Source organism: Actinoplanes sp. NPDC051405 (genome assembly GCF_055586185.1).
The window spans coordinates 183,887-209,153 of record NZ_JBVJIR010000007.1; the positions used below are offsets into that span (position 1 = coordinate 183,887).

The 25,267-nt window shown below is 72.1% G+C and carries 26 protein-coding genes; 16 read left to right on the forward strand and 10 right to left on the reverse strand.

Annotated elements, in window-relative coordinates:
- Positions 1-130: 130 nt before the first annotated feature.
- Both ACZ6S4_RS17415 and ACZ6S4_RS17420 read right to left on the reverse strand, forming a co-directional pair.
- Positions 131-889 carry an HpcH/HpaI aldolase family protein gene (locus ACZ6S4_RS17415; RefSeq protein WP_433718490.1) on the reverse strand — a complete coding sequence of 253 codons (759 nt, stop codon included), beginning with the start codon at positions 887-889 and terminating at the stop codon, positions 131-133.
- Positions 882-1,769, reverse strand: coding sequence for a 2-hydroxy-3-oxopropionate reductase (locus ACZ6S4_RS17420; protein ID WP_465475905.1), 888 nt, complete (start codon positions 1,767-1,769; stop codon positions 882-884). The genes ACZ6S4_RS17415 and ACZ6S4_RS17420 overlap by 8 nt, the downstream gene beginning before the upstream one ends.
- A 158-nt stretch (positions 1,770-1,927) precedes the next feature.
- Between ACZ6S4_RS17420 and ACZ6S4_RS17425 the strand changes: the two genes are divergently transcribed.
- Positions 1,928-2,752, forward strand: a complete 825-nt coding sequence (locus tag ACZ6S4_RS17425) for an NAD-dependent epimerase/dehydratase family protein (RefSeq protein WP_465475906.1) — start codon at positions 1,928-1,930, stop codon at positions 2,750-2,752.
- Between the two features lie 4 nt (positions 2,753-2,756).
- On the opposite strand, the gene ACZ6S4_RS17430 is transcribed toward ACZ6S4_RS17425, so the two are convergent.
- Complete coding sequence (locus tag ACZ6S4_RS17430; RefSeq protein WP_465475907.1) at positions 2,757-3,569, reverse strand: IclR family transcriptional regulator; 813 nt, start codon at positions 3,567-3,569, stop codon at positions 2,757-2,759.
- A 125-nt stretch (positions 3,570-3,694) separates the two neighbouring features.
- Here ACZ6S4_RS17430 and ACZ6S4_RS17435 point away from each other — a divergent pair, with 125 nt between their 5' ends.
- From ACZ6S4_RS17435 to ACZ6S4_RS17465, 7 genes are all read left to right on the forward strand, one after another.
- Positions 3,695-4,513 (forward strand): sugar ABC transporter substrate-binding protein, encoded by an 819-nt coding sequence (locus ACZ6S4_RS17435; protein WP_465475908.1) that lies wholly within the window; start codon positions 3,695-3,697, stop codon positions 4,511-4,513.
- Positions 4,510-5,139, forward strand: coding sequence for an extracellular solute-binding protein (locus ACZ6S4_RS17440; protein WP_465475909.1), 630 nt, complete (start codon positions 4,510-4,512; stop codon positions 5,137-5,139). The genes ACZ6S4_RS17435 and ACZ6S4_RS17440 overlap by 4 nt, the downstream gene beginning before the upstream one ends.
- Positions 5,136-6,083: a carbohydrate ABC transporter permease gene (locus tag ACZ6S4_RS17445; protein WP_465475910.1), complete on the forward strand. Its 948-nt coding sequence runs from the start codon at positions 5,136-5,138 to the stop codon at positions 6,081-6,083. Before ACZ6S4_RS17440 ends, ACZ6S4_RS17445 begins: the two co-directional genes overlap by 4 nt.
- Positions 6,083-6,964 (forward strand): carbohydrate ABC transporter permease, encoded by an 882-nt coding sequence (locus ACZ6S4_RS17450; protein WP_465476093.1) that lies wholly within the window; start codon positions 6,083-6,085, stop codon positions 6,962-6,964. The genes ACZ6S4_RS17445 and ACZ6S4_RS17450 overlap by 1 nt, the downstream gene beginning before the upstream one ends.
- The gene (locus tag ACZ6S4_RS17455) at positions 6,961-8,229 is read left to right on the forward strand and encodes a glucarate dehydratase family protein (protein WP_465475911.1); all 1,269 of its coding nucleotides are present in this window, start codon (positions 6,961-6,963) and stop codon (positions 8,227-8,229) included. The genes ACZ6S4_RS17450 and ACZ6S4_RS17455 overlap by 4 nt, the downstream gene beginning before the upstream one ends.
- Complete coding sequence (locus ACZ6S4_RS17460) at positions 8,223-9,314, forward strand: hypothetical protein (protein WP_465475912.1); 1,092 nt, start codon at positions 8,223-8,225, stop codon at positions 9,312-9,314. The genes ACZ6S4_RS17455 and ACZ6S4_RS17460 overlap by 7 nt, the downstream gene beginning before the upstream one ends.
- Before the next feature lie 189 nt (positions 9,315-9,503).
- On the forward strand, positions 9,504-9,737 hold the full coding sequence (locus tag ACZ6S4_RS17465) for a TM2 domain-containing protein (protein ID WP_465475913.1): 234 nt from the start codon (positions 9,504-9,506) through the stop codon (positions 9,735-9,737).
- Positions 9,738-9,803: 66 nt separating this feature from the next.
- Here ACZ6S4_RS17465 and ACZ6S4_RS17470 read toward each other — a convergent pair whose 3' ends face one another.
- A complete protein-coding gene (locus tag ACZ6S4_RS17470) occupies positions 9,804-10,547 on the reverse strand; it encodes a sugar phosphate isomerase/epimerase family protein (RefSeq protein WP_465475914.1) in 744 nt (247 codons plus the stop codon).
- Between the two features lie 147 nt (positions 10,548-10,694).
- On the opposite strand from ACZ6S4_RS17470, the gene ACZ6S4_RS17475 reads away from it, so the two are divergent.
- Complete coding sequence (locus ACZ6S4_RS17475) at positions 10,695-12,185, forward strand: M1 family metallopeptidase (protein ID WP_465475915.1); 1,491 nt, start codon at positions 10,695-10,697, stop codon at positions 12,183-12,185.
- Between the two features lie 52 nt (positions 12,186-12,237).
- On the opposite strand, the gene ACZ6S4_RS17480 is transcribed toward ACZ6S4_RS17475, so the two are convergent.
- Positions 12,238-13,389, reverse strand: coding sequence for a DUF2786 domain-containing protein (locus ACZ6S4_RS17480; protein ID WP_465475916.1), 1,152 nt, complete (start codon positions 13,387-13,389; stop codon positions 12,238-12,240).
- Between the two features lie 90 nt (positions 13,390-13,479).
- On the opposite strand from ACZ6S4_RS17480, the gene ACZ6S4_RS17485 reads away from it, so the two are divergent.
- The gene (locus tag ACZ6S4_RS17485; RefSeq protein WP_465475917.1) at positions 13,480-14,097 is read left to right on the forward strand and encodes a LysE family translocator; all 618 of its coding nucleotides are present in this window, start codon (positions 13,480-13,482) and stop codon (positions 14,095-14,097) included.
- A 34-nt stretch (positions 14,098-14,131) separates the two neighbouring features.
- Here the strand turns inward: ACZ6S4_RS17485 and ACZ6S4_RS17490 are convergent, their stop codons facing one another.
- Entirely contained in the window at positions 14,132-14,662 is a 531-nt protein-coding gene (locus tag ACZ6S4_RS17490) for a GNAT family N-acetyltransferase (protein WP_465475918.1), read from the reverse strand.
- 114 nt (positions 14,663-14,776) lie between these two features.
- Here ACZ6S4_RS17490 and ACZ6S4_RS17495 point away from each other — a divergent pair, with 114 nt between their 5' ends.
- The gene (locus ACZ6S4_RS17495) at positions 14,777-15,682 is read left to right on the forward strand and encodes an alpha/beta fold hydrolase (RefSeq protein ID WP_465476094.1); all 906 of its coding nucleotides are present in this window, start codon (positions 14,777-14,779) and stop codon (positions 15,680-15,682) included.
- Positions 15,683-15,698: 16 nt separating this feature from the next.
- Here ACZ6S4_RS17495 and ACZ6S4_RS17500 read toward each other — a convergent pair whose 3' ends face one another.
- Complete coding sequence (locus tag ACZ6S4_RS17500) at positions 15,699-16,262, reverse strand: dihydrofolate reductase family protein (protein WP_465475919.1); 564 nt, start codon at positions 16,260-16,262, stop codon at positions 15,699-15,701.
- Positions 16,263-16,492: 230 nt separating this feature from the next.
- On the opposite strand from ACZ6S4_RS17500, the gene ACZ6S4_RS17505 reads away from it, so the two are divergent.
- Positions 16,493-16,873 carry a hypothetical protein gene (locus tag ACZ6S4_RS17505; protein WP_465475920.1) on the forward strand — a complete coding sequence of 127 codons (381 nt, stop codon included), beginning with the start codon at positions 16,493-16,495 and terminating at the stop codon, positions 16,871-16,873.
- A gap of 5 nt (positions 16,874-16,878) precedes the next feature.
- On the opposite strand, the gene ACZ6S4_RS17510 is transcribed toward ACZ6S4_RS17505, so the two are convergent.
- Positions 16,879-17,784 (reverse strand): phosphatase PAP2 family protein, encoded by a 906-nt coding sequence (locus ACZ6S4_RS17510; protein WP_465475921.1) that lies wholly within the window; start codon positions 17,782-17,784, stop codon positions 16,879-16,881.
- Positions 17,785-17,844: 60 nt separating this feature from the next.
- Positions 17,845-20,046, reverse strand: coding sequence for an MMPL family transporter (locus ACZ6S4_RS17515; protein ID WP_465475922.1), 2,202 nt, complete (start codon positions 20,044-20,046; stop codon positions 17,845-17,847).
- A 174-nt stretch (positions 20,047-20,220) separates the two neighbouring features.
- Here ACZ6S4_RS17515 and ACZ6S4_RS17520 point away from each other — a divergent pair, with 174 nt between their 5' ends.
- Both ACZ6S4_RS17520 and ACZ6S4_RS17525 read left to right on the forward strand, forming a co-directional pair.
- The gene (locus ACZ6S4_RS17520) at positions 20,221-21,414 is read left to right on the forward strand and encodes a sensor histidine kinase (RefSeq protein WP_465475923.1); all 1,194 of its coding nucleotides are present in this window, start codon (positions 20,221-20,223) and stop codon (positions 21,412-21,414) included.
- Complete coding sequence (locus tag ACZ6S4_RS17525; RefSeq protein ID WP_465475924.1) at positions 21,411-22,094, forward strand: response regulator; 684 nt, start codon at positions 21,411-21,413, stop codon at positions 22,092-22,094. Before ACZ6S4_RS17520 ends, ACZ6S4_RS17525 begins: the two co-directional genes overlap by 4 nt.
- A 6-nt stretch (positions 22,095-22,100) precedes the next feature.
- On the opposite strand, the gene ACZ6S4_RS17530 is transcribed toward ACZ6S4_RS17525, so the two are convergent.
- Positions 22,101-22,517: a nitroreductase/quinone reductase family protein gene (locus ACZ6S4_RS17530; protein ID WP_465475925.1), complete on the reverse strand. Its 417-nt coding sequence runs from the start codon at positions 22,515-22,517 to the stop codon at positions 22,101-22,103.
- Positions 22,518-22,616: 99 nt separating this feature from the next.
- On the opposite strand from ACZ6S4_RS17530, the gene ACZ6S4_RS17535 reads away from it, so the two are divergent.
- Together ACZ6S4_RS17535 and ACZ6S4_RS17540 are read left to right on the forward strand one after the other, a co-directional pair.
- A complete protein-coding gene (locus tag ACZ6S4_RS17535) occupies positions 22,617-23,984 on the forward strand; it encodes a glycoside hydrolase family 6 protein (RefSeq protein WP_465475926.1) in 1,368 nt (455 codons plus the stop codon).
- On the forward strand, positions 23,978-25,135 hold the full coding sequence (locus ACZ6S4_RS17540; RefSeq protein WP_465475927.1) for a cellulose-binding domain-containing protein: 1,158 nt from the start codon (positions 23,978-23,980) through the stop codon (positions 25,133-25,135). The genes ACZ6S4_RS17535 and ACZ6S4_RS17540 overlap by 7 nt, the downstream gene beginning before the upstream one ends.
- Positions 25,136-25,267 lie beyond the last annotated feature (132 nt).

Genomic DNA, 25,267 nt, shown 5'->3' on the forward strand with positions numbered 1-25,267 from the left:
GTCCTCCCCCCCCCCCCCCCCCCCCCCCCCCCCCCCCCCCCCCCTCCCCCCCCCCCCCCCCCCCTCCCCCCCCCCCCCCCCCCCCCCCCCCCCCCCCCCCCCCCCCCCCCCCCCCACCGGAGGTCGTGTGTCAGTCGTTGTCGCGCAGGTAGCGGACGGTGTCGTGGGCGGCGCGGGCCAGCAGGGACGCGTCCGAGCCCACGCCGACGAAGCGGAAGCCCAGGTCCGCGTACTCCTGGGCCTGCCGGGCGTGACCGGCCAGGATGCCGGCGGTGATGCCGGCGTTCTTGGCCGCGACCAGCACCTCGTCCAGGGCGGCCCGGAAGTCGGGGTGGGTGAAGGCCCCGGGCACGCCGAGGTCGTGCGAGAGGTCGCGCGGCCCGACGAAGAGCACGTCGACGCCGGGGATGGCGGCGATCTCGGCGATCGACGCCAGCGCCCGCCGGCTCTCCACCTGCACGATGCCGAGCACGCCGTCGTTGGCGGTCTCCAGGCCTTCGGGGCGCAGGCCGAAGTCGTACACCCGGTTGTAGGTGGCCACGCCGCGGTCGCCGGCCGGCGGGTAACGCAGGTGCCGGACCGCCGCGGTGACCTCCTCGGGGGTCTCCAGCCGGGGGAACATCACCCCGGTGACGCCGACGTCGAGGACCCGGCCGGTGCGGATCCGCTCGGCCGACTCGACCCTCGCGACCATGGCCAGCCCGTGCGCCTCGGCGGCGATCTGCTGGTGCAGCAGGGCCGGCTCGTCCCCGCCGCCGTGCTCGAGGTCGGCCAGCAGCCAGTCGAATCCGGCCACCGCGCAGGCTTCCGCGGCCAGCGCCGAGCCGAGCCCGAGGAACGTGCCGTAGAGCAGCTCGCCGGCCCGCAGCCGGTCCCGCAGGTCAGCCATCGGCCCGGCCCGCCATCCGCTCGGCCAGCCGCAGCAGCGCGGTGTGGTCCAGCGCGCCGTCACCCTGGGCCCGCAACGCGGCCATGAGCTGGGCCAGCAGGGCGCCCACCGGGACGACGGCGCCGGCCTCGCGGGCCGCCTCCAGCATGATGCCCAGATCCTTGTGGTGCAGGTCGACCCGGAAGCCGGGGGCGAAGCTGCGCGCGAGCATGCCGGCCGCCTTGCGGTCCAGCACCGTGCTGCCGGCCAGGCCGCCGGCCAGCACCCGCAGGCCGGCCCCGGCGTCGACGCCGCTGGCCTCCAGCAGCACGATCGCCTCGGCCACGAGCTGGATGGTGCCGGCGACGACGAGCTGGTTGGCGGCCTTCACCGTCTGCCCGGCGCCGGCCGGTCCGACGTGCACGATCGTGGTGCCGAGCGCTTCGAGCACGGGCCGGGCCGCCTCGGCGTCGGCCTCGGTCCCGCCGACCATGATGGACAGTGTGCCCTCGACGGCCCCCTGCTCACCGCCGGAGACCGGAGCATCCAGGGCCCGGACGCCCCGGTCCGCTGCGGCGGCCGCGACCGTGCGGGCGGTCTGCGGCCGGACGGTGGACATGTCGATGAGCAGCGTGCCCGGCCGCGCGTGGGCCAGGACGCCGCGGGAGCCGAGGACGACCTGCTCGACGTCGGGGGAGTCGGGCAGCATCGTGATGACCACGTCCGCGCCGGCCACGGCCTCGGCGACGTCCCGGACCGGACGGCCGCCCGCGGCGGCGAGCCGGTCGAGGCCGGCCCGGCCGCGGGAGTGGCCCGCGACGTCGTGGCCCGCCTTGACGAGATTGGCGGCCATGGGCGAGCCCATGATCCCCAGGCCGATGAAGCCGATGGCGTCTGGCATGCACGTACCCCCGTCCACATATATGGATGCTTGTCGCAGTGATGAATGCGACTCAAACTAGAGGAGCCCTGTCGGCCGGTCAAGCAAGCGATATGTATGGGAACCGGGTGTTAGGGTTCCGTCGCATCGACGACGGTCATGAACGTGGAGGTTCCCCGATGGCTCAGCGACTCCTCATCACCGGCGGCGCGGGAAAGGTCGCGGGGCTGCTGCGGCCCCGCCTCGCCGCCGCGGGCCGCACCCTGCGACTGCTCGACATCGTGGAACCGGCGCCGGTCGAGGGTGGCGGCGCCGAGGAGGTTGTCATCGCGTCGGTGGACGACCAGGAGGCCCTGGTGGCGGCGTGCGAGGGCGTGGACGCCATCGTGCACCTCGGCGGGCAGAGCAAGGAGGCCGGCGCCGAGGACGTGCTGCGGCGCAACGCGTACGGGACGTACTGCCTGCTCGAAGCGGCCCGGCGCAGCGGGGTCCGGCGCGTCGTGCTGGCCTCGTCCAGCCATGCCGCCGGTTTCCACCCCCGCGACGACGACCGCTACCCCGACGGGCTGCCGGCCGACCTCCCGCCCCGCCCCGACACCCTGTACGGCTGGAGCAAGGCAGCCGTGGAGTCCCTCGGCCGCCTCTACGTGGACCGGTTCGACCTCGAGGTGATCTGTGTCCGCATCGGACTGTGGTTCCCGACCCCGCCGCAGCTGCGCGGCCTGGCCCTGTGGCTCTCGCCCGACGACGGCGCCCGGCTGGTCGAGGCCTGCGTGGCGGCCGAGAGCCCGGGCTACCGGATCATCTGGGGCGTCAGCCGCAACACCCGCCGCTGGTGGTCGCTGGCCGAGGGCGAGGCGATCGGCTACTTCCCCAAGGACGACGCCGAGGTCTGTGCCGAGCGGCGCATCGCCGAGTTCGGTGAGCCCGACTTCGCGCACGACCCGCTGCTGAACCGGGTCGGCTCCTGGTGGTGCGACCTGCCGCTGGGTGAGCCGATGTGAGCCGTCAGCGGATGCCCTCGCGGCGCAGTGTCGCGGCGAGGGCGTTCGTGTGCGCGGTCACGGCCGCCACCACCTTGTCCAGGTGGGCGCCCTTGGCCAGGTCGGCCGGCATCGAGCAGGAGATGGCATCGGTGGCCGGGATGCGGTAGCCGACCGCGACGGCGACGCACGCCACCCCGGGCGTGCCCTGCTCGACCTCGAACGCCCAGCCGCGCCGGCGGACCGCGTCCAGCTCGGCGTGCAGCGCGGCCCGCCCGGTGATCGTGCGCGGGGTGAACGCCTCCAGCGTGTCCGGCAGCAGGGCGTCCACTTCGGCCTCGGTCAGGTCGGCGAGCAGCGCCTGGCCCAGCCCGGTGACGTGGGCCGGCAGCCGGCGCCCGACCCGGGAGATGACCCGCTCGGCCTCGCGCGATTCGCGACTGGCCAGGTAGAGCACGTGGGTGTCGTCGCGGCGGGCGTAGTGGATGGTGTGGCCCACCTCGGTGCGCAGATCCTCCAGCGTCTCGTACGCGTACCGCAGGGCCGGATCGCGGTCCAGATAGGCCGTCCCGGAGAGCAGGGCGTGCGGGCCGACGCCGAAGGCGGAGCCGCTCTCGTCGGCCTCCACCCACTTCAGCTCGCGCAGCGTGCGCACCAGCGCGTGCAGGCTGGACCGGGGGTAGCCCATCCGCTCCTGGAGCTCCGAGAGCGTCAGCTTCGTCGGGGAGGCGGCGAGCGTCTCCAGGATCTTGACGGTGCGCTCCGCGGACTTAACCGGCGACGAGTCATTGGCCCCGGTGGATGGGTGGGCGACCGGGCGGGATCGAGCTAGAGCCATGTCAGCCACCATCGCGGTCGATTGTTTCCGGACTGTTGACGGTCATAGTACCGAAAGCTAGCTTGTGCGTACTTGCCTTCCACAAGCTCGAAACGCTTCCACATATGTAGACAGGAGGCATCCCCATGTCTACCAGGAGACTGCTGGCGACGGTCATGGCCACGATGCTGGTCGCGACCGGACTCACCGCCTGTGGCGACGGCGGCGCCCCCGAACGGGACGCCGACGCCGCGCTGGACATCTGGATCCGCAAACCCCCCGGCTCCAACTCCGAGAAGACCGCCAAGGCGATCGCCACCGGACTCACCGCCTGTGGCGACGGCGGCGCCCCCGAACGGGACGCCGACGCCGCGCTGGACATCTGGATCCGCAAACCCCCCGGCTCCAACTCCGAGAAGACCGCCAAGGCGATCGCCGCCGGATTCACCGCCGCCACCGGCACCCCGGCCACCGTCACCGCGCTGTTCGAGGACTTCGAGACCAAGCTGCAGCAGGCCGCCGCCCAGAAGGACCTGCCCGACATCGTCATCAACGACACCGCTCAGCTCGGCACGCTGGTCAAGCAGGGCCTGGTCCGCGAGGTCGACAAGGCCGCGCTGGCCGGCGGCGCCGACCTCAGCCCGACGTCGTGGGACGCCGCCACCGGCGCCGACGGCAAGACGTACGGGGTCCCGTTCTCGGCCCAGTCCTTCGCGCTGTTCATCCGCAAGGACTGGCGCGAGAAGGTCGGCGCCGCGCAACCGAAGTCCTGGGCCGAGCTGGACGCGCTGGCCAAGGCGTTCACCGCCGAGGACCCGGACGGCAACGGCAAGGCCGACACGTACGGCTACGTGGTACCCGGCTCGACCAAGCGCGGCTACACCGCCTGGTACCTGACCAGCTTCCTGTGGTCGGGCGGCGGCGACTTCCTCAGCGGCGACACCGGTAGTTCACGACGGCCGTGAACACCCCACAGTCGGTCGCCGTGGTCGACGGCTTCAAGAAGCAGTTCTGCACCGACAAGGACGTCGTGCCGGGCGCGGTCACCCTCGAGACCACCCAGGCGCACCCGCTGTTCGAGACCGGCAAGGGCGGCATCTACTTCACCGGGCCGTACAACATGGCCCGCTTCGACAAGAACCTCGGCAAGGACAAGTACGAGATCGTCGCGCTCCCGGCCGGTCCCGGTGGTAAGGCCCAGTCGCTGGCCGAGGGGGAGAACGTCTACCTGATGGCCGGCTCGGCCAACGAGACCGGGCAGCAGAAGTTCGCCGAGTTCGCGGTCTCGGTGCGGGGCCAGACCATCGGCATGGCCGGCGACTCCGACGGCGGCATCGTCCGGCTGCCGGTCAACACCGGGGTGCAGCTGTCAACGGTCCGCCAGGACACCCGCTGGGCCACCTTCGAGCAGGTCTTCAAGACGTCCGGCCGCTACGTGCCGGCGGTGCCGGACTGGACGCCGTTCCGGCAGGCCGCCGCCGAGGCGATCAACACGATCGTGGCCGACTGCGGCTCCGACACCAAGGCCGAGCTCGACAAGCTGGCCCAGACCTTCGACGCGGAACTGACCAGGCAGGGGGTCAAGGGATGACCATGGCTCCCGCCGTGCCGACCCGGACGGACGCGCCGCCCGCGCCCGCCGCGCCGGCCCGGCGGAGCCGCCTGCGCCTCGCGTTGCGGCGGCATCTGCCGGCCTGGCTGTTCCTGGCCCCGGCCCTGCTGCTCTTCGCGGTCTTCAAGTTCGTGCCGATGGTCCGGGCCGTCGAGATGAGCTTCCACGAGGTACGGCCGTACCTCGGCGACCGCTTCGTCGGCCTGGCCAACTACCGCGACGTGCTCACCGACCCGTCGTTCACCTCGGCCATCGGTCACACCGTGGTGCTGGCCCTCGGGCAGACCCTCGGTTCGATCGTGCTCGGCTTCGTCCTCGCGCTGCTGCTCGAAGGCTCGTCGCGGGGCCTGTGGTTCGTCCGCACGGCCGTCTTCCTGCCCACGGTCGCCGCGATGGCCGTGGTCGCCGAGCTGTGGCGCATCCTCTACTACCCGGTCGGCGACGGCGCGATCAACACCATCCTCGGCTGGGTCGGCGCCGGGCCCTCCCAGTTCCTCAACTCGGCCGACTCGGCCCTGTGGTCGGTCATGGGCGTCGGCATCTGGCGCGGGGCACCGTACGACATGATGATCTTCCTGGCCGGCCTGGCCGGCGTCGACCGCGCCCTCTACGAGGCGGCCGCCGCCGACGGCGCCGGCCCGCTGCGGCGGCTGTGGCATGTCACCGTGCCCGCGCTGCGCCCGGTGCTGACCATCCTGCTGACCCTGGCCGCGATCCGCGGCCTGCGGGTCTTCACCGAGATCTTCCTGCTGACCAACGGCGGGCCGAACGGTTCCACCGAGGTGGTCATGACCCTGGTCTACAAACTCGGGCTGGAACGCAACGAGCTGGGCATCGCCTCGGCCGGCTCGGTGCTGTTGCTGCTGGCCACCGTGGTGCTGACCGTCGCTGTGCGGGCCTCGCGCCGGCGGGAGGCCGCGTGATGGGCCGCCGCAACGTGGGTGCCCGGCTGGACACCGCGCTCGGCTGGGGCGCTGCGCCGGGGCCGGTCGCGTTCGCCGCCCGGGTGCTGCTCTACCTGGTGCTGGTCGCGGTCTTCGCCGGGCCGCTGATCGCCTTGCTGGTCAGCGCCTTCACCCCGGTCACCGACCCGACCCGGCTCACGCTGATCCCGCGCGGGCTCACCCTGGACAACTTCGCCGCGGCCGTGGACCGCGACGTGCTGACCTACCTGGCGAACTCGTTCATCGTGGTCGGTGGCGGTCTGCTGCTGCAGATCCTGGTGAGCGTCTCCGCCGCGTACGCCTTGGCCCGCAAGCGTTTCCCCGGCATGCAGCTGGTCCTGCTGCTGATCCTGTCCACCCTGATGCTGCCCGAGGAGATCCTGGCCATCCCGCTGTCGCTGGTGCTGGCCGACGTGCCGGTGCTGCACGTCAACCTCATCGGCACCCTGGCCGGCATGATCATCCCGGTCGGGGCCTGGGCCTTCTCCATCCTGGTGATGACCGAGTTCATGAAGGAGATCCCGGCCGAGCTGGAGGAGGCGGCCCGCCTGGACGGCGCCGGCGACCTGCGGATCTTCTGGTCGGTGGTGCTGCCGCTGTGCCGGCCGGCGCTAGGCGTCATCGGCATCTTCGGCTTCACAATGATCTGGGACCAGTACATGCTGCCGCTGCTGGTCGCCGACGACGCCGCGAAGTTCACCCTGCCGCTGGCGCTGCGCACCCTGCGCAGCGACGATCAGGTGGGTCTCGGGGTGCTGCTCGCGGCCGCGCTGCTCGCGCTGCTGCCCTCGGTGCTGGCCTTCCTGGCCATGCAACGACAGTTCATGCGCGGCCTGACCTCAGGAGCCATAAAAGGATGACCACCTCGCTGCCGGTCGTCGCTGTGACGATCACGCCGATTGCCTTTCCGGATCCGCCGTTGCTCAACTCCGCCGGGGTGCACCAGCCCTGGGCGCTGCGCGCGATCGTCCAGGTCCACTGTGGTGACGAACTGGTCGGGCTCGGCGAGACCTACGGCGACGCCCCGCACCTCGCGTTGCTGGAGCAAGCAGCCGGGGCGCTCGCCGGGCTGGACGTCTTCGACCTGGCCGGGCTGCGGTCCCGGATCGCCGACGCCGTCGGGGTGGTGGACGCCCCGGACCGGCACGGGCTGACCGGCGGCTCCAGCTCCGAGAAGACCCTGGCCCGGGTCGTCTCGCCGTTCGAGGTGGCCCTGCTCGACCTCCAGGGACAGGTGACCGGCCGGCCCGTGTACGCGCTCCTCGGCGGCAAGGTCCGCGAGACGGTCCCGTTCTCGGCGTACCTGTTCTACAAGTGGGCCGGGCACCCCGGGGCCGAGCCCGACGAATACGGCGAGGCGCTCGACCCGGCCGGCATCGTCGCCCAGGCCCGGCGCATGATCGACCGGTACGGCTTCCGCTCGATCAAGCTCAAGGGCGGCGTCTTCCCGCCGGAGCAGGAGATCGACGCGATCCGCGCGCTGCGCGTGGCGTTCCCGGACATGCCGCTGCGCCTGGACCCGAACTGCGCGTGGACCGTCGACACCTCGGTCAAGGTCGCCGAGGAGACGGCCGGCCTGCTGGAGTATCTGGAGGATCCGACCGCCGGGCTGGCCGGCATGGCCGAGGTCGCCGCGCTGGCCCCGATGCCGCTGGCCACCAACATGTGCGTGGTGCGCTTCGCCGACCTGCCGGAATCGGTGGCCCGGGGCTCGGTGGGCATCGTGCTCGCCGACCACCACTACTGGGGCGGGCTCACCGCGTCGGCGCACCTGGCGACCATCTGCCGCACCTGGGGGCTCGGGCTGTCCATGCACTCGAACAGCCACCTCGGGATCAGCCTGGCCGCGATGACCCACCTGGCGGCGGCCACACCGAACCTGACGTACGCGGTGGACACGCACACGCCGTGGCAGCTCGGCGTCGACGTGGTGGCCGAGCCGCTGCGCTTCACCGACGGGTCGGTCACCGTCCCGGACGCGCCGGGGCTCGGCGTCGGCCTGGACCCGGATGCGCTGGCCCGGCTGCACGAGAACTACCTGAACTGCGGGATCCGGGAACGTGACGACACTGCGTACATGCGGCTGTTCGAGCCGGGCTACACCAAGCGGAGGCCACGATGGTGAGCGGGCACGCGTACCCGTGGGATGTGCTGGGTGATCCGGCCTTCGCCGGACGGGCGGCCGAGGCCGTGGACGCGGTGACGCTGGCGGCGACGTACCACTCGGTCCGGGCGGCGACCCCGCTGCATCCGGCGCGGCGGGTCGTCGACGCGCGTTACGCCGCGCTCTACCGGCCGGTCCGGCCCGCGGCCTGGGAGGGCCGGCTGCTGCGGGCCGCGGGCCCAAACTGGATGACCGAGCAAGACCCTTTCGGTACGGCGGCCAGCACGCTCCGGGCGGCGGGGCTGGCGGTCAACGCCTGGATCGTGCTGACCCACAACACCCGGCTGGGTCTCGAGCACCCGGAGACCGTGGTGGTGAACTGCTTCGGCGAGCGCTACCCGTACGCGTTGTGCCCGGCCCATCCGGAAGTCCGCGCGTACGCGGCGACCTTGGCCGGTGAAGCCGTCCGTGACGTGACGGTGGACGGGGTCTCGTTGGAGGCGTGCGGGCAGCTGGGCCTGGTCCACCTTGGACATCACGAGAAGACCGACGGTGCCTGGACCGCGGCGGAGGTTCGGCTGCTGTCCGTCTGCTGCTGTGCTTCGTGCCGTTCCGGTTGGCAGGCGGCGGGTCTCGTTCCCGATGAGGTCGTGGCCGGGCTGCGCGCGGGCTCTCTGTCTGATGACGTGCTGGCGGCGGTGTTGGCGAATCGGCACGCGAACACTGATGCCTTGCGGGCGGGGGTGCTGGCCGCTGTCCGTGAACAGGCTCCCGGGGTGCCGGTCACGTTGCACGCCAACCCTGATCCCTGGGCGACCGGGCCGTCGCCGGGTCTCACGCCGACCGCCGCGGCTGACGTCGACGCGCTGCTGGTGCCGGCGTGGCCGACCACTGAAGGCTCCGCCGAAGTGGTGCGCCGGGCTGCCGCGACGGGACTGCCGGTCGACGCCTATGTGACGGTGCTGCCACCGGCCGAGGCGGACGCCGTACCCGGGCACCTGGCCAGGCTACGGGCGGCCGGCGCGGCCCGGATCAGCTTGTACCACCTCGGTCTGGCGGGCCAGGACCGCCAGAAAGCGCTCCGGATTGCGGCAGCCGCCGCGTAGCGCGCTCCGCGGCTGATGCTTCGCTCGCCGGCTCCATCTTGGCCGTCCACGGTCAGTTTCGAAGGGCATGGATCGTGGCTTCACGGACCACCTCGATGCGGGCGTACCAGTCGGATCTTGCCTGCGGCGGCCCTGTCCCGCTACCGTGCACCGGCTTTGACGTATCTCTGACAGGGAGACATAGAGAGAATGACTGCTACCCAGACCCCCATCGGCACGGGCTCGAAGTCCTGGATCGTCGCGCTGGTGCTCAGCTTCTTCGTGGGCGTGCTCGGCATCCACCGCTTCTACGTCGGCAAGATCGGCACGGGCGTTCTCATGCTGATCACCTTCGGCGGGTTCGGCCTCTGGGCGCTGATCGACTTCATCATGATCGCGGTCGGGAAGTTCACGGACAAGCAGGGGCTCGCGCTCGCGCGCTGATCCGTGTCTCGGCGATGCCCGGTCGTGCCCCGCGAGAAGCGGCGGCGGGGCCGGGCATCGGTTCGTTCAGGCGCTCAATGTCCGCAGGTGGGCCAGATCCCGGCCGACGGCGGCCACCGGGTCGGTCATCGGGTAGTGGGCGTGCAGGGACAACGGGCCGGCATAACCGCGCTCGCGCAGCGTGCCCAGCGTCGCGGGCCAGTTGACGACCCCGCCGCTGTCGGCCAGCGGTTGCCAGGCGAGACCGGTGCCGCGCCAGGCCGCGTTCTTGACGCCCACGCAGGCGATCCGGTCACCGAGCAGGTCCAGGCTCATCGGCAGTTGTTCACTGCCTTCCATCGCCTGGTTGCCCGGGTCGAGGTAGACGGGCAATTCCTCCGTGAGGCGCAGGGCGTGCGCCGCCGACGGGTGGATCGTGCCGTGGTGCAGCTGCAGGGCCAGCCGTACGCCGTGCCGGCGGCCCAGCCCGGCCAGGGCGGCCAGGTCACGTCGCGCGATGTCGAGGATGCGCCGATAGCCGAGGGCGGCGTCGTAGCGCCACCAGCCGAGGCGGACCAGCGGCACGCCCAGCTCGGCGCACACACCGACGATCGCGTCGGCGGTGTCGTCGGCCCGGACCAGATCGGTGGTCACCACGCCGAGCTGCAGGCCGTGGCGGGTGAGCTCCGTGGCGACGTCCCTGAGCCGGGTGGGCTCGTCCGGTGTCACGGTCTGACCGTCACGCACGACCAGCTCGGCCCCGTCCGCTCCGAGCGCGGCCAGGGTCGCGGCGAGCCGGCCGGCCGGGAGAGCCCGGAACGGCTTCGTCATGACAAGCATGCGGATGTCTTCCATAGATGAGGACAACTCTAGCGTGGTCCGCCCCGGGGGCGGCAGGCGTCGAGATACTTCGATAGGTTCGGGCTGACCACTCCACGCCGGACCGTGACCCGGTCCGCGACGGAAGGAAGTTCGACCGTGCGACGACTGCTGGTGGCAACGCTCGCCACCGCACTGACCCTGGCCGGGACCGCGCTCCCGGCCCAGGCCGCACCCACTCCCGGCGGCGCCGGGCTGGGCGACGAATACTTCCCGGACTACGGCAACAGCGGGTACGACGTCTCGCACTACGACGTCCGGCTGCGCTACTACCCCGGCGAGGACCGCCTCACCGGCACCACCACGATCCTGGCCGCGGCGACGCAGGATCTCAGCTCCTTCCACCTCGACTTCGTGCTCGACGTGGCCTCCGTGAAGGTCAACAACCGGGCCGCCACCTTCACCCGTGAGGGCGACCACGAGCTGGTCGTCACGCCGCCGCGGGCGGTCAGCCAGGGCCAGACGATGACCGTCGTGGTGCAGTATTCCGGCGTTCCCTCCAACAAGGTCGCGGCCGGCTACACCGCCTGGACGCGCACCGCCGACGGCGCCCTGGCGGTCGGCCAGCCCGAGATCGCCTGGTGGTGGTTCCCGAGCAACGACCACCCGAGCGACAAGGCCACCTTCGACGTCTCCGTGGCCGTGCCCGACGGCGTCGAGGTGCTCAGCAACGGCGTCATGCCGCGCAACCCCACCCAGGACATCCTCGGCTGGAAACGGTGGAGCTGGCGCTCGCTGCACCCGCAGGCCACCTACCTGGCGTTCCTGGCCATCGGGCAGTACGAGATCACCCGGGACACCACGGCCGACGGCCAGCAGGTGATCAACGCCTACTCGGAGCTGCTGCCGCAGGACTTCGAGGACGCGGCCAAGGCCAGTGTCGAGCGCACCGCCGAGGTCGTCGAGTGGGGGAGCGGCGTCTTCGGGCCGTACCCGTTCGAGGCGCAGGGCGGCGTCGTGGGGCCGCCGGGCGCACTCGGCTTCGCCCTGGAGACCCAGACCCGGTCGGTGTACTCGTCCGGCTTCTTCCGCAGCGGCGCCAACATGTCGGTGGTCGTGCACGAGAACGCCCACCAGTGGTTCGGCGACAGCGTGTCGGTCGAGCGGTGGAAGGAGATCTGGCTCAACGAGGGCTTCGCCAGCTACGCCGAGTGGCTGTGGTCCGAGGAGCAGGGCGAGGGCACGGCCCAGGAGATCTTCGATTACCTGTACGCCACCCAGCCCGCCGACTTCTGGACGATCGCACCCGGCGACCCGGGCGCGGCCGATATCTTCAGCGGCGCGGTGTACGACCGGGGCGCCATGACGCTGCACCAGCTGCGCCTGGCCATCGGTGACGAGGACTTCTTCGAGCTGCTGCGTACCTGGGTGGCCGAGCACAAGGACGGTGACGCGAACACCGCCGAGTTCATCGCGCTCGCCGAGAAGATTTCCGGCCAGCAGCTCGACGAGCTGTTCCAGGCCTGGCTGTACACGCCGTCCAAGCCGGCGATCGAGGGGGTCTCCGCGCTGGCCCGTAAGGCGGCGCCGAAGGCCCCGAAGTCGTGGGCGAAGATCCAGCAGAACCACGAGCTGCTGCACGCACACTGATCGGTCCCGCTGAGGGCCCGGCCGGAGACGGTGGGGCCCTCAGTGCGGTTTCTCAGTGCAGTTTCGCCTCGTCGGCGGCCTCGCGGCCCGACTCCCAGCCCTCCAGGCTGGCCACCCGGAAGCCGCGCCCGCGCGTGGTGCTCGGGAACGAACGGTCCCGGGCCTCGCGCACCTGCACGTCCCGCGAGGCCAGCACGGGCAGCAGTGCCGCGGGATCGGCGGCCTGGTCCAGCGCGGCCCGGCTGGCCTCGGCGAGCCGTTCCCCGATCCGCACCGCGTAGCCGACCAGGAACGACTGCCGGAAGTTCTTGAGCCGCGACCGGCCCGCCTTGCCGCGCGGCTCGGTGCGCGCCATCGCCCGGTGCGCCTGCACCAGCAGCGAGGTGTGCAGCAGATCCACCGCGTCGATGTCGGCGTCGAAGCCGAAGACGGTGGCGAAGCCGAACTCGGGGGACCAGACCACGTGGCAGCGGTTGGCCCGGGCCACGGAGTTCAGCAGCGACGCCTTCTCACTCTCGTACGGATGGTCCACCCCGATCCGCCGGGCGTACGGGACCACGGCGCTCTCACCCCCGGCGGCCAGCAGCGCCTCGTCGATGCTGTGCCGCGAGATCAGCTCCTGGGCCTTGGCGCTGTACGCCTCCGCCTCGGCCGGGAAGGTCGTCGCCTCGGCCTTGGCCAGCAACGCCCGTACCCGTTCCAGCTTGGCGTCGTTGCCGGGCGCCCGCCGCACCGGCGCCGCCTGCCCGGGCGGCGGCACGAGCACCTCGATCGACGGCAGGCCGTTGAGCAGGGTCACCAGACTCAGCACGGCGTCGATCAAGGTGACCCGATCGACGCGGCGGTGGGTGGTGACCTGCCGCACGTAGTCGGCGTCGTCACCCCACCACGGGCGGGCGTCGAGCTCGGCGGCCTGGTCCCGCCAGCGCTCGTCGACCGTCCTGGGCCGGAAACCCCGCAGGTACGCGGCGACGGAGTCGACGATCAGCAGCGGCTGCACCCCGGTGCCGCGCCGGGTGACCAGGCGGTGCAGCTCGGCCGGCTGCCAGCCACGACGCCAGAGCCGCGCGGTGGCATCGAACAGTACCGTGGCCAGCACCGGATCCACCTCGCCGGCCGGCGCGACGGTGAGCGCGTCGAGGCCGTCCTCGTACCCCGTCCGCCCGCCGACGATCGCCGCGACCGTCTCCCGCACCGTTTCCACGCGGCCATGATGCCTGGTCGGGCCGGGCCACCACGCACAGCGGGGCCGCCGGGCGGCGCACGTCACCCGGGCGGTCGTACCGTGGGCCGCATGACGACGGCTGCTCAGCTGATGGCGTTCTGCGGCGTGGTGGGCCTGGGCGCGATGTCGCCGGGCCCGGACTTCGCGGTGGTCGTGCGCCGCTCAGCCCTGCGCGGACGGGCGGAAGGCATGGCCGCGGCCACGGGCGTGGCCACCGGCGTCTTCCTGTGGGCGGTGGCGGCGGCCGCGGGGGTGGCCGCGCTGGTCGCGACGGTCCCGGTGGTGCTCACGACGATCCGGTACGCGGGCGCGGCGTACCTCGCGTACCTGGGCATCAAGGCTCTGCTGGCAGCGATCCGTCCCGCCGCGGCCGGTCCGGACGCCGCGCCGGGGTCGACCGGCGGGGCGTTCCGGGACGGGCTGCTCTGCAACGCCCTGAACCCGAAGGCGGCGGTGTTCTTTCTGGCGCTGCTGCCTCAGTTCCTGCCCGCGCATCCCGGCACCCTCGACACGCTCACCCTCTCGCTGCTCGCCGTTGCGGTCACGCTGGTGTGGTTCTGCACCGTGGCGAACCTGGTGGCGGTGTTCCGGCGGGTGTTCGACCGGTCCGGGGTGCGCCGGACGCTCGACGGGCTGAGCGGTGCGGCGCTGCTCGGCCTGGGCGCCCGGCTGGCCCGGGGAGTCTGACGCGGGTCTCGCGACGAGACTGCCGGGCCGCCGCTCAGGATGGCTTCCTGAAGTCGCGGTATTCCAGGATGTAGCACCGCTCGACCGGGTTCGGCCGGTACGGGATCACCTTGTCCGTCATCCGGAATCCGATCCGCCGGTAGAACGCCAGCGCTCGGGCGTTGCTCTCGTGGACACCGAGCGTCAGGTGCGACACGTCTATGTGCTCCGCGAAACGGACCGCCGCCTCGACGAGCCGGGCGCCGAGGCCGGTCGGACCGCGGTGGCCCGCGCGGACGTAGACGGCATGGACGTGCGCGTGGTCGGGCACCTCCACCAGGGGCTCGACACTTGCCGATCCCACCCAGTCGTCGTTCCGGTCGACGGCGATGAAGGTCGCGCCCTGGTCGGAGGTCGCCTCGGCAGCCGCTCGTTCCCGCCAGAAGTCGTCGGTCAGGGCGGCCAGTTCGGCGTACGAGGAGCTGAAGGCCGTGGGGGTGTCACGGACCGCCTCGAGCCTGATCGTCCGGAGCTCCCGCCATTCTCCGGCCGTCATCCGCCGGACGAGGTAGGTCGTCGTCGACAAGGCTGTCCGGCCTCCTTCCGCATCGGTCCGATCGTCGGCGGTGATCGTAGGAGTGCGACGCTGAGTCTCAGCTGAGGCTCAGCGGGCCCGGATTAACGTGGCTCCGTGATCGAGATGTCACCACGGGAGCACCCCGACCACGAAGGCCGGGCCAGGAACGGCGACATCAGCGTCGCGTACGAGACCTTCGGCCCACCCGGCGGCATGCCTCTGCTGCTCGTCGCGGCCACCGAGGCGCAGATGCTGATGTTCCCCGAGGGGTTGTGCCACGCGTTCGTCGAAGCCGGTTTCCAGGTCACTCGCTTCGACCACCGCGACGCCGGCCTGTCGACCCATCTGGACGGGGTCGCCGCGCCCGGGCCGCTCCGGGCGGCGCTGCGCCCGTCGGCCGCGCCGTACCAGTTGACGGACATGGCGGCCGACGCCGTCGCCGTCCTGGATGACCTGGGCTGGCCGTCGGCCCACGTCGTCGGGTCCTCCATGGGCGGCATGATCGCCCAGACCATGGCGATCACCCACCCGGCACGAACCCGGACGCTCACCTCCGTCTCCTCCACTCCGTCGATCCGGATCGGCGCCCGGCCGCCGCTCAGAAGCCTGCGGGCGATGAAGGACATCCTGTCGGCGCCGGTCACCGACGCCGATCAGGCGGCACGCCGCGAAGTCGCGATCTACCGGCTGATGGGCTCGCCCGGCTTCCCGCTCGACGAGGACCTGATCGCGGACATCGGCCGGCGGTCGTACGAACGCCGGCCCAGCGACCCCGACGGCGGCCGTCGCCAGCGCGCCGCGGTCGCCGCCTCGAGAGATCGGCGTCCGGCCCTGGCCGGTCTGCGGGTCCCGGCGCTGGTCGTCCATGGCGAGGACGACGTCATGATGCGCCCGGCGGCCGGCCGCGCCACCGCGGCGGCCATTCCCGGAGCCCGCCTGCTGATGTATCCCGGTATGGGCCACGATCTGCCCGCGGCCCTGTGGCCACGGGTCGTCGAGGAGATCCGACGCCTGACCACCGGGCCCTGAAACGCCCGCGGGGGTCCTACGTGGCCGCCGGCCGGTACCGCAGGTCCACCTCGGCCGTCGGGTCGTCGGCGCCGACGCGATGCAGGTACACCGGGCTGCCACCGGCGTGGTCGTAGAGCCGGATGCCGTCACCCAGCAGCACCGGCGCGATGTGCAGGTCGATCTCGTCGATCAGTCCACGCAAGAGAAGCTGGCGGCCGATGTCCGCCGACAGCACCTCCACGTTCTTGCCGCCGGCTGCGGCCAGCGCGATCCGCACCGCCTCGGCCAGGTCGCAGTCGAGGAACGTGACCCGCTCGGCGGGCTTGGCGTCCTCGGGGTGGTGGGTCAGCACAAAGACCGGCCCGGTCCAGGCGCCGCCGTAGATGTTTGCGGCGTCGGGGAACCGGTCCCAGCCCTGCCGGCCGCCGAGGACGGCGCCCGTCGTCTCGACGTACTGGTCGATGAAACCGGGCCGCTCGGAGATGCCGGTGCTCATCCAGTCCATGTCGTGGTCCGGACCGGTCACGAACCCGTCCAGTGACATGGTGAAGTGCCACAGCACCTTGCCGTTCGCGCTCTGCGGTTCGAAGTCGCTCATGCCGTCCTCCCGGTGCGCTGATTCGCTCGTACCCAGGTTGAGACGGCATCCGCGACAAAACCTCATCGGTCGAGGGCGGCTCGATCCTCCGGGCGAGTTGGCACCCCACGATAGGGTTAGCCGCCATCAAGGGTGAATCCCAACGGTGGACCGCTCTGGCCGAGGCTCGACGAACCGCGTCCCGTGCGGCCGGCAGGCGAACGTGTCTGCTGGTCACGGCACTGACCTCGGTGCTCATGGTCTGCGCCTCGGTCGCATCTGCCTGGACCGCCAAGCCGGCAGTGAGCGGCACGCTGATCGCCGTACCTGTCTTCGTGGCCGTCCTGGGGCTGAGCGGTTCGCTGTTGCTCTACGTCATCGGCGCTGCTGTGGCGTACCGGTCGGTCGTGACCGATCAGGCGTCGGGGGCAGGCATGAGATTCGTGGTCGCGATCACCATGGCCGGCCGGGCGTTGTTCATGGGTACCGCGCTGGCCACGGTTCTTGCCGGTGTTCTGGTCGCCGCCAAGGGGCTACCGTCAGCCGCTGTCCTGGCGGTGGCTGTCGCCGTCGGGGTAGCCGTCCTCGGGCAGAAGCTCGGAGTCGTCATCCGGCACGCCGGAGCGGTGTAGAGGTCTCAGGGGCGCGGCGTGCGGCCGTGCGGTACCGGGCCGCGGGGTGCGGGGCCGCGCCGGGCCGGCCCTGGCCGGGTGGTGCGAGGCCGGGTCGGACTGCGCCTTGGGAGGCCGTGCGGTGCCGGCTTGCGGGCGGAGGGGCTGCGACGCGGCGCGGGAACGAGTGGTGAAGGCACCAGAGGGGAAAGGCCGAGCCCGGTCAGCCGCATCGCGACGGCCAGCAGGGCGGCAGCTACCGCGGCGTCGATCCAGTAGTGGTTGGCGGTGCCGACCACCACCAGCAGCGTGAGCAGCGGGTGGAGCAGCCACAGCCGACGCCACCGGCCGCGCGTCAGTGTCATCAGCGTGAACGCCACCAGCAGGGACCAGCCCACGTGCAGGGACGGCATGGCCGCGTACTGGTTGGTGACGCTGTCGGCGCCGAGGGAGCCGTAGACGCTGGGCCCGTACAGCTGCCCGGTGTCGATGAGTCCCGTGCGCGCCAGCATGCGGGGCGGGGCCAGCGGGAAGATCAGGTGCACCACCAGCGCCGCGCCGGTGAGCAGGGCCAGGGTGTTGCGCACCGGCCGGTAGTGGGTGGGCCGGCGCAGGTAGACCCAGAGCAGGAAGGCGATCGTGGCCGGGAAGTGCACGTACGCGTAATAGCTGTTCGCCGCCTCGATCACCGCGCCGGAGCGCAGCAGCAGGTGTTGCAGGGCGGTCTCCCCGGGCAGGCGCAGCAGTCTTTCCAGGTCCCAGACCCTGCTCGCGTTGGCCATCGCCGTGGCGACGTGGCCGTCGGCGACCAGCCGGCCCAGGCTGTAGGCGGCCCACAGCGCCGCGATCAGCGCCAGCTCGCGCAGCGGCGCCGGCCGGTTCCGCGGTACGGCCACGGGTGCTCGGGCCGGACGGTCGTGGGCGAGCGTCATCGCGGGACACCTCTGTTCACGGGGTGAGGGCCCGGACCGCCGGGGCGGTCCGGGTCACTCTCATCGGCCGGCGGTGACCAGATCCGAGCCGGTGTGTTCCGGCTCGCTCAGCTCGTCCGGCGGGACACGCAGCTTCTCGCCCTCCACGTCGATGTCCGGCAGCACCTGGTCCAGCCAGCGCGGCAGCCACCAGGCCCGGCGCCCGAGCAGCGTCATCACCGCCGGCACGATGGTCATCCGGACCACGAAGGCGTCGAACAGGATCGCCGCCGCCAGCGCGAAGCCGATGGACTTGATGAACGACTCGGGCGAGAGGATGAAGCCGGAGAAGACGCTGACCATGATGATCGCCGCGGCTGTCACCACCCGGGCTCCGTGCGCGAAGCCGTTGACCACCGCCTCGGTGGGCGGCGTGCCGTGCACGTGCTCCTCGCGCATCCGGCTGACCAGGAAGACCTCGTAGTCCATGGCCAGGCCGAAGACGATGCCGATCAGGAAGATCGGCAGCATGGGCATGATCGGGCCGGCCTGGTCGATGCCGAACAGCCCGTCGAGCCAGCCCCACTGGAAGACGGCCACGACGGCGCCGAAGGTCGCGATCACCGAGAGCAGGAAGCCGCCGATCGCCTTGATCGGTACCAGGATCGACCGGAACAGCAGCGTCAGCAGCAGGAACGCCAGCGCCACGATCACCGCCAGGTACGGCACCAGCGCGCTGCCCATCTTGTCGGACATGTCGATGTCGACCGCCGTGGTGCCGGTGACCGACAGGTCCGCGCCGGTGCGCTCGTGCAGGCCGTCGTTCTGGTCGCGGATCGCGTGGACCAGCGCCTCGGTCTCCGTGCTGTCCGGTGCGGTGGCCGGGATGACCTGCAGGATCGCGGTGTCTCCGGCCGGGTTGAGGGTGGGCGGGCTGACCGTGACGACCCCGGCCAGGCCCTTGATCGATCCGGCCGCGGTGGCGGCGGCGTTCTGCGGGTCCGGGCTCGACGCGGCGTCGACCACCACGGTCAGCGGGCCGTTGAAGCCCGGCCCGAAGCCGTCGGTCAGCATGTCGTACGCCTTGCGCTGGGTGGTCTCGGCGCCGGCCATGTTGTCGCCCGGCAGGCCCAGGCGCAGGTCGAGGGCCGGGATCGCGAGCACCAGCAGGCCCAGCACGGCGGCGACCAGGACGGCCACCGGGCGGCGGGTGACGAACTGGGCCCAGCGCAGTCCGGCCGACGGCTTGCCCGCGACGGCCTCCGGGTCACGGCCCCGGCGGCCCATGACGCGCTTGCCGGCGAAGCCGAGCAGGGCGGGCAGCAGGGTCAGGGCGATGAGCACCGCGACGACGACGGCGAAGGCGGCCGCCAGTCCCATCTCGGTCAGGACGGGGATGTTGACCACGGTCAGTGCGGCCAGGGCGATGAACACGGTCAGCCCGGCGAAGGTGACCGCGGAACCGGCGGTGCCGACCGCGCGGGCGACCGCCTCCTCGGCGCGGCGCCCGATGGTGATCTCGTGGCGGTAGCGGGAGACGATGAACAGCGCGTAGTCGATGGCCACGGCGATGCCGAGCATCAGGGCCAGCGTGGAGGTGTTACTGCCCAGGTCGACGAAGCCGGAGACTATCTGGATGCCGAGCACGGCGGCGGCCACGCCGAGGATGGCCGTCAGCAGTGGCAGCCCGGCGGCGACCAGCGAGCCGAAGGTGATGACCAGGACCACCGCGGCGACCAGGATGCCGAGGATCTCGGAGTTGCCCGGGCCGCCCTGCTCCTGGACCGCGTCACCACCGGCCTCCACGGCCAGGCCGGCGTCGCGGCCCGCCTCGGTGGCCTCGGTGAGCGCCTCGCGGTCGGCCTCGGTCAGCGCGGTGGCGGCGACCTTGTACGTCACCTGCGCGTACGCGACCGTGCCGGCCTGGTTGATGGTGCCCTGCAGCGGGTCGGAGACCGCGGCGACCTGCGCGCCGGTTTTGAGCTGGGCGACGGTCTCGGCGACGGCCGCCCGGTTGCGCTGGTCGGTGAGTTTCTCGCCGGCGGGGGCCGCGAACACCACCCGGGCCTGGGCGCCGTCCGCTCCGGCACCGGGGAAGCGCTGGCCGAGCAGGTCCATCGCCTCCTGGGCCTCGGTGCCCGGGATCTTGAACTCGTCGGAGGTGGGTCCCGACAACGTGGCCGCGCCCACGCCGAGTAACGCCAGCGCGGCGAGCCAGAGCGCGAGGATCAGTCTGCGCCGGCGGAAACTGAACCGGCCCAGCCGGTAGAGGTACGTGGCCATCGGTACTCCCGGGATCGCATCGTCAGGTGACCCCTGAAACGATCAATGAATCCCGGTTCCGGCGCGTCGTCCCCGTGCAGGCACCGCATACCATCGCCGTGGTATTTCCGGCCGGCCCCGGCTACTGCGACGAGACGACGACCCGGTCCCGCCCGCCCGCGTACGGTCAGCGTGATGGAGGAGACCGGCGTGATGCGGATGAAGCGGTGGTCCGACGCTCAGTGGCACCCGCTGCTGGTCGACGCCCTGCTCGCCGTCGTGCTGGCCGGGTTCGTGCTGAAGTCGGCGGTGCTGGAGCCGAGCTCCGACCTCACCGAGACCGTGACGATCGGCGACGTGCTGGTCGCCGTCGTGGCGTTCCTCGCCGTCCTGCAGCGCCGCAGCCGTCCCCGGGCCGCCCTGGTGATCGCCACCTGCGCCACCGTCGGCGGCATCACCCAGGGGGTGAGCAATCCCGGCCTGGTCGTGGTGCTCGGCGTGATCACCTATTCCATCGCGGCCCACCGCAACCGTCGCGACGGCTGGACGTGCGCGCTCGCAGCGGCCTCGGTGGTCTACGGCGCCGCCGTCGTCACCTCCGCCGGATGGCGCCCGGACGTGCTGGCCGTCTTCGCCTGGATCTTCATGGCCGCCGCGGTCGGGGACGCCGCCCGCAGCCACCGGGCCTACGTCGCCGAGGTCGAGGCCCGGGCGCACCGCGCCGAGCAGACCCGCGAGCAGGAGGCGCAGCGCCGGGTGATCGACGAGCGGCTGCGGATCGCCCGGGAGCTGCACGACGTGGTCGCCCACCACATCGCGGTGATCAGCGTGCAGGCGGGCGCGGCCACCCACGTGCTGGAGCGCCGGCCCGACCAGGTGGGTCCGGTGCTGGCGCACATCCGCGAGGCCTCCGACCTGGTGCTCAAGGAGATCTCGTCGGTGGTGGGCGTGCTGCGCAACTCCGACGAGCAGGCCAACACCGAGCCGGCCCCGGGACTGTCCCGGCTGCCCGATCTGCTGGGCGCCCTGCGGGCCGCCGGTTTCACCGTACGGAACCAGCTGCGCGGCGAGCCCCGCGAGTTGCCGGCGATGGTCGACCTGGCGGCGTACCGGATCGTGCAGGAGGCCCTGACCAACGCCCACCGGTACGGCGACGGCCGGGCCGTGCTGCTCGTCGAGTACGCCCCCAGCGGCGTCATCCTCGAGGTCACCAACGACATCCGGCCCGACCGGGACACCGAGGGCACCGGCTACGGCCTGCTCGGCATGCGCGAGCGGGCCACCGCGGCGGGCGGCACCGTGACCGCCGGCCCGCTCGGCGACGGCCGCTTCCGGGTGCACGCCGTGCTGCCGACCGAGGACGCCCCGGCGAAGGGCTGCCTGCGGTGACCATCCGCGTGCTGCTGGCCGACGACCAGACGCTGATCCGGGCCGGCTTCAGGATGATCATCGACTCGGAGCCGGAGTTCGAGGTGGTCGGCGAGGCGTCCGACGGCAGCGAGGCGGTGGCGCTGGCCCGTACGGCCCGGGCCGACGTGGTGCTGATGGACATCCGGATGCCGCGGATGGACGGCCTGGAGGCCACCCGCCGGATCGGCGCCGACGACAATCTGGCCGGGGTACGCGTGCTGGTCCTCACCACCTTCGAGAACGACGACAACGTGGTGCTCGCCCTGCAGGCCGGCGCGAGCGGCTTCCTGGGCAAGAGCGTCGCCCCCGCGGACCTGCTGCACGCCATCCGGGTGGTGGCCGACGGCGAGGCGCTGCTGTCGCCCCGGGCCACCCGCGGGCTGGTCAGCCGGTTCCTGAGCCAGCCGGAGGGCGGTGCCGGGCAGGTCCCGGTGGAGCTGACCGGCCTCACCGACCGGGAACGCGAGATCCTGGTGCTGGTCGCCCACGGCCTGTCGAACGACGACATCGCCGAGCGGCTGTTCGTCTCCCCGCTGACCGTGAAGACGCACGTCAACCGGGCGATGACCAAGCTCGACGTGCGCGACCGGGCGCAGCTGGTGGTGCTGGCGTACCAGCGCGGCCTCGTCCGCCCGGGCGAGCAGCTGCCCACCGGATAGCCGCGCTCAGGCCGACCTGAGCAGGGCCACCACCGGGATGCGGCGGCCGGCGCGGGTCTCGTGCTCGGCGAAGAACGGGAACTTCTGCTTGATCCCGGCCCACTCGCGGTCGTAGTCGTCACCGGACAGCGGCTCGGCCTGAGCCGTGAACCTCTCGCCGGGCAGTTCGACCGTCACCGCCGGGTCGGCCTGCAGGTTGCGGTACCACTGGGGGTCCTGGCGGGCCCCGTTGTTCGAGGCGATCACGAGGAGGCGGTCGCCGCTGCGGACGTACATCATCGGGCTGGTCCGCTCCTGGCCGGTGCGGAGGCCGACCGTGGTGAGCAGCAGCAGGGGCCGGTTTCCGAGCGATTTTCCGCCGTCGGCCCGGAACTCGTCGATCAGCTTGCGGTTGTAGGCCAGTACGTCCTCAGGCATGGTCATCCGGACATCATCGCGCGCGGCCTTGAGATTTCCACCTTGTTACAACTACCGTGGTCGATGCATGGGAGCGCTCCCATACTCATCCCCAGGAGTTGTCGAATGCGCTTGAGATCCCTCGCCTCCACCACCGCGGCCGCCGCGGCCGTGGTCGCCGGCACCGCGGTGCTCTGGCCCGGTGCCGCCTCGGCCGCCGAGTCCCCCTTCTACGTCGACCCGCAGACCAGTGCCGCCCGCTGGGTCGCCGCCAACCCGGGCGACTCGCGGGCGGCCGTGATCCGCGACCGGATCGCCAACGTCCCGCAGGGCCGCTGGTACACCCAGAACAACACCGCCACGGTCGCCGCCGAGGTGGACGCCTATGTGGGAGCCGCCGCCGCGGCCGGCAAGACGCCGATCATGGTTGTCTACAACATCCCCAACCGCGACTGCAGCGGGGCCAGCTCCGGCGGGCTGGCCAACCACACCGTGTACCGGCAGTGGATCGACCAGGTGGCCGCCGGGCTCAAGGGACGGGCGGCGGCGATCATCCTCGAGCCCGACGTGCTCCCGATCATGACGAGCTGCCTCACCGCGGCCCAGCAGCAGGAGGTCTATGCCTCCATGGCGTACGCGGGCAAGACGCTCAAGGCCGCCTCGTCCGCCGCCAAGGTCTACTTCGACGCCGGGCACGCGGCCTGGCTGTCCCCGGCCGAGATGGCCGCCCGGCTGGTCCGCGCGGACATCGCCAACAGCGCCGACGGCATCTCGGTCAACGTCTCGAACTACCGCACCACGGCGGACTCGACCGCCTACATCCGCAACGTCATCGCCGCCACCGGCGTCTCCCGCCTCAAGGGTGTGATCGACACCAGCCGCAACGGCAACGGCCCGCTGGGCAGCGAGTGGTGCGACCCGGCCGGGCGGGCGATCGGCATCCCGAGCACCAACGCGGTGTCCGACCCGATCCTGGACGCGTACCTGTGGATCAAGCTGCCGGGTGAGGCCGACGGCTGCATCGCCGGTGCCGGGCAGTTCGTCCCGCAGCGCGCCTACGACCTGGCGATCGCGGCCGGCCCGGTGAGCCCGCCGCCGGTCACGACCTCGCCCACGCCCACCACCCCGGCACCCAGTACGCCGGCACCGACCACCCCGCCGCCCTCGACGCCTCCGCCGCCGACCGGCACCTGCTCGGTGGCCTACTCGGCGAACGCCTGGTCGAACGGCTTCACCGCCGACGTGCGGATCACCAACCGCGGCGCCGCGCTGACCTCGTGGACGCTGACCTTCACCGTGCCGGCCAACGTCACGCTGAGCAGCGGCTGGAGCGGCACCTGGTCGCAGTCCGGCAGCACGATCACGGTGCGCAACGCGGCCTGGAACGGCTCGCTCGCCACCGGCGCCACCACATCGACGGGCTTCCAGGCCACCTTCACCGGTGCCGCGCCGGCCGGCCCGACGGACTTCGCCCTGAACGGCACGCCATGTTGATCAGACTGGCGGCGGCCGGCGCCCTGCTGATCGGCGCGGTGCTGGCCGCGGTGAGTCCCGCGGCCGCCGCCACGGCGTGCGACGTCACCTACACCGCCAACCAGTGGAGCACCGGCTTCACCGCCGACGTCCGGGTCACCAACAACGGCGCGCCGATCAGCGGCTGGGTCGTGACGTGGACGTTCACCGGCAACCAGCGGGTCACCTCCGGCTGGAACGCGCAGCTGACCCAGTCCGGCAGCGCGGTGACCGCGGCGGCGCCGAGCTACAACACCGCGCTGGCCACCGGGGCGTCGGCGAGCTTCGGCTTCCAGGCGACCTACTCGGGGACCAACCCGGCCCCGGCGTCCTTCGCCCTCAACGGCGTCTCCTGCAACGGCGAGGCCCCGCCGACCTCCACCCCGCCCAGCACCCCGCCGACCAGTACGCCGCCCAGCATCCCGCCCAGCACCCCGCCGACCTCGACCCCGCCGCAGGCCGGGTGCGGTTCCGGGGCCCGCTGCGACGGCTTCGAGGGCACCCAGGCCGACTGGGCGGTGACCTATCCGGACTGCTCGGGCACCGGCAAGGCGGCGTTCGACACGGCGGTCGCGCACAGCGGCAGCACGTCGCTGCGCGTCGACGGCACGGCCGGCTACTGCAACCACGTGTTCATGCGCAACACCTCGCTGCTGCCGGCGGGGGCGTCCGCGCTGTTCGTCCGCTACTGGGTGCGGCACACCACCGCGCTGCCGGCGGCGCACACCACGGCGGTGGCGTTGCGTGACGCCAACGACGGCAACCGGGACCTGCGCTTCGGCGGCCAGAACGGCGCCCTGCAATGGAACCGGGCCTCCGATGACGCCACGCTGCCGGAACAGAGCCCGGCCGGGGTGGCGCTGTCCGCGCCGCTGCCGACGGGCAGCTGGAACTGCGTGGAGTTCAAGGTGGACCAGAGCAACGGCACCATGCAGACCTGGCTCAACGGCACGTCGGTGCCCGGGCTGCTGCAGGACGGCGTGCCCACGCACGACATCGACAGCCAGTGGCTGAACCGCACCTGGCGACCGGCTCTGGCCGACCTGCGCCTGGGCTGGGAGAGCTACGGCGAGGGCGCCGACACCCTCTGGTACGACGACGTCGCCGTGGGAACCGCCCGCGTCGGCTGCTGAGTCACCGGCACCCGGGTGGGGGGGGGGGGGGGGGGGGGGGGGACGGGGGGGGGGGGGGGGATCAAGGAGGGCGAACCAGATGGCCAGGGGGGACGAACAGGGGGTTCCCTAGGTCCTCTGAAGAGACCGCCT

What these genes read in the sequence shown, in the direction of transcription:
- ACZ6S4_RS17465 (WP_465475913.1), top strand. Translation starts at nt 9,504, where the DNA reads ATGACTGCTACCCAGACCCCCATCGGCACGGGCTCGAAGTCCTGGATC.
- ACZ6S4_RS17500 (WP_465475919.1), bottom strand. Translation starts at nt 16,262, where the DNA reads ATGAGCGACTTCGAACCGCAGAGCGCGAACGGCAAGGTGCTGTGGCAC.
- ACZ6S4_RS17455 (WP_465475911.1), top strand. Translation starts at nt 6,961, where the DNA reads ATGACCACCTCGCTGCCGGTCGTCGCTGTGACGATCACGCCGATTGCC.
- ACZ6S4_RS17520 (WP_465475923.1), top strand. Translation starts at nt 20,221, where the DNA reads ATGGAGGAGACCGGCGTGATGCGGATGAAGCGGTGGTCCGACGCTCAG.
- ACZ6S4_RS17425 (WP_465475906.1), top strand. Translation starts at nt 1,928, where the DNA reads ATGGCTCAGCGACTCCTCATCACCGGCGGCGCGGGAAAGGTCGCGGGG.
- ACZ6S4_RS17450 (WP_465476093.1), top strand. Translation starts at nt 6,083, where the DNA reads ATGGGCCGCCGCAACGTGGGTGCCCGGCTGGACACCGCGCTCGGCTGG.
- ACZ6S4_RS17515 (WP_465475922.1), bottom strand. Translation starts at nt 20,046, where the DNA reads ATGGCCACGTACCTCTACCGGCTGGGCCGGTTCAGTTTCCGCCGGCGC.
- ACZ6S4_RS17485 (WP_465475917.1), top strand. Translation starts at nt 13,480, where the DNA reads ATGACGACGGCTGCTCAGCTGATGGCGTTCTGCGGCGTGGTGGGCCTG.
- ACZ6S4_RS17445 (WP_465475910.1), top strand. Translation starts at nt 5,136, where the DNA reads ATGACCATGGCTCCCGCCGTGCCGACCCGGACGGACGCGCCGCCCGCG.
- ACZ6S4_RS17420 (WP_465475905.1), bottom strand. Translation starts at nt 1,769, where the DNA reads ATGCCAGACGCCATCGGCTTCATCGGCCTGGGGATCATGGGCTCGCCC.
- ACZ6S4_RS17530 (WP_465475925.1), bottom strand. Translation starts at nt 22,517, where the DNA reads ATGACCATGCCTGAGGACGTACTGGCCTACAACCGCAAGCTGATCGAC.
- ACZ6S4_RS17495 (WP_465476094.1), top strand. Translation starts at nt 14,777, where the DNA reads ATGTCACCACGGGAGCACCCCGACCACGAAGGCCGGGCCAGGAACGGC.
- ACZ6S4_RS17470 (WP_465475914.1), bottom strand. Translation starts at nt 10,547, where the DNA reads ATGACGAAGCCGTTCCGGGCTCTCCCGGCCGGCCGGCTCGCCGCGACC.
- ACZ6S4_RS17535 (WP_465475926.1), top strand. Translation starts at nt 22,617, where the DNA reads ATGCGCTTGAGATCCCTCGCCTCCACCACCGCGGCCGCCGCGGCCGTG.
- ACZ6S4_RS17460 (WP_465475912.1), top strand. Translation starts at nt 8,223, where the DNA reads ATGGTGAGCGGGCACGCGTACCCGTGGGATGTGCTGGGTGATCCGGCC.
- ACZ6S4_RS17430 (WP_465475907.1), bottom strand. Translation starts at nt 3,569, where the DNA reads ATGGCTCTAGCTCGATCCCGCCCGGTCGCCCACCCATCCACCGGGGCC.
- ACZ6S4_RS17415 (WP_433718490.1), bottom strand. Translation starts at nt 889, where the DNA reads ATGGCTGACCTGCGGGACCGGCTGCGGGCCGGCGAGCTGCTCTACGGC.
- ACZ6S4_RS17510 (WP_465475921.1), bottom strand. Translation starts at nt 17,784, where the DNA reads ATGACGCTCGCCCACGACCGTCCGGCCCGAGCACCCGTGGCCGTACCG.
- ACZ6S4_RS17540 (WP_465475927.1), top strand. Translation starts at nt 23,978, where the DNA reads ATGTTGATCAGACTGGCGGCGGCCGGCGCCCTGCTGATCGGCGCGGTG.
- ACZ6S4_RS17435 (WP_465475908.1), top strand. Translation starts at nt 3,695, where the DNA reads ATGTCTACCAGGAGACTGCTGGCGACGGTCATGGCCACGATGCTGGTC.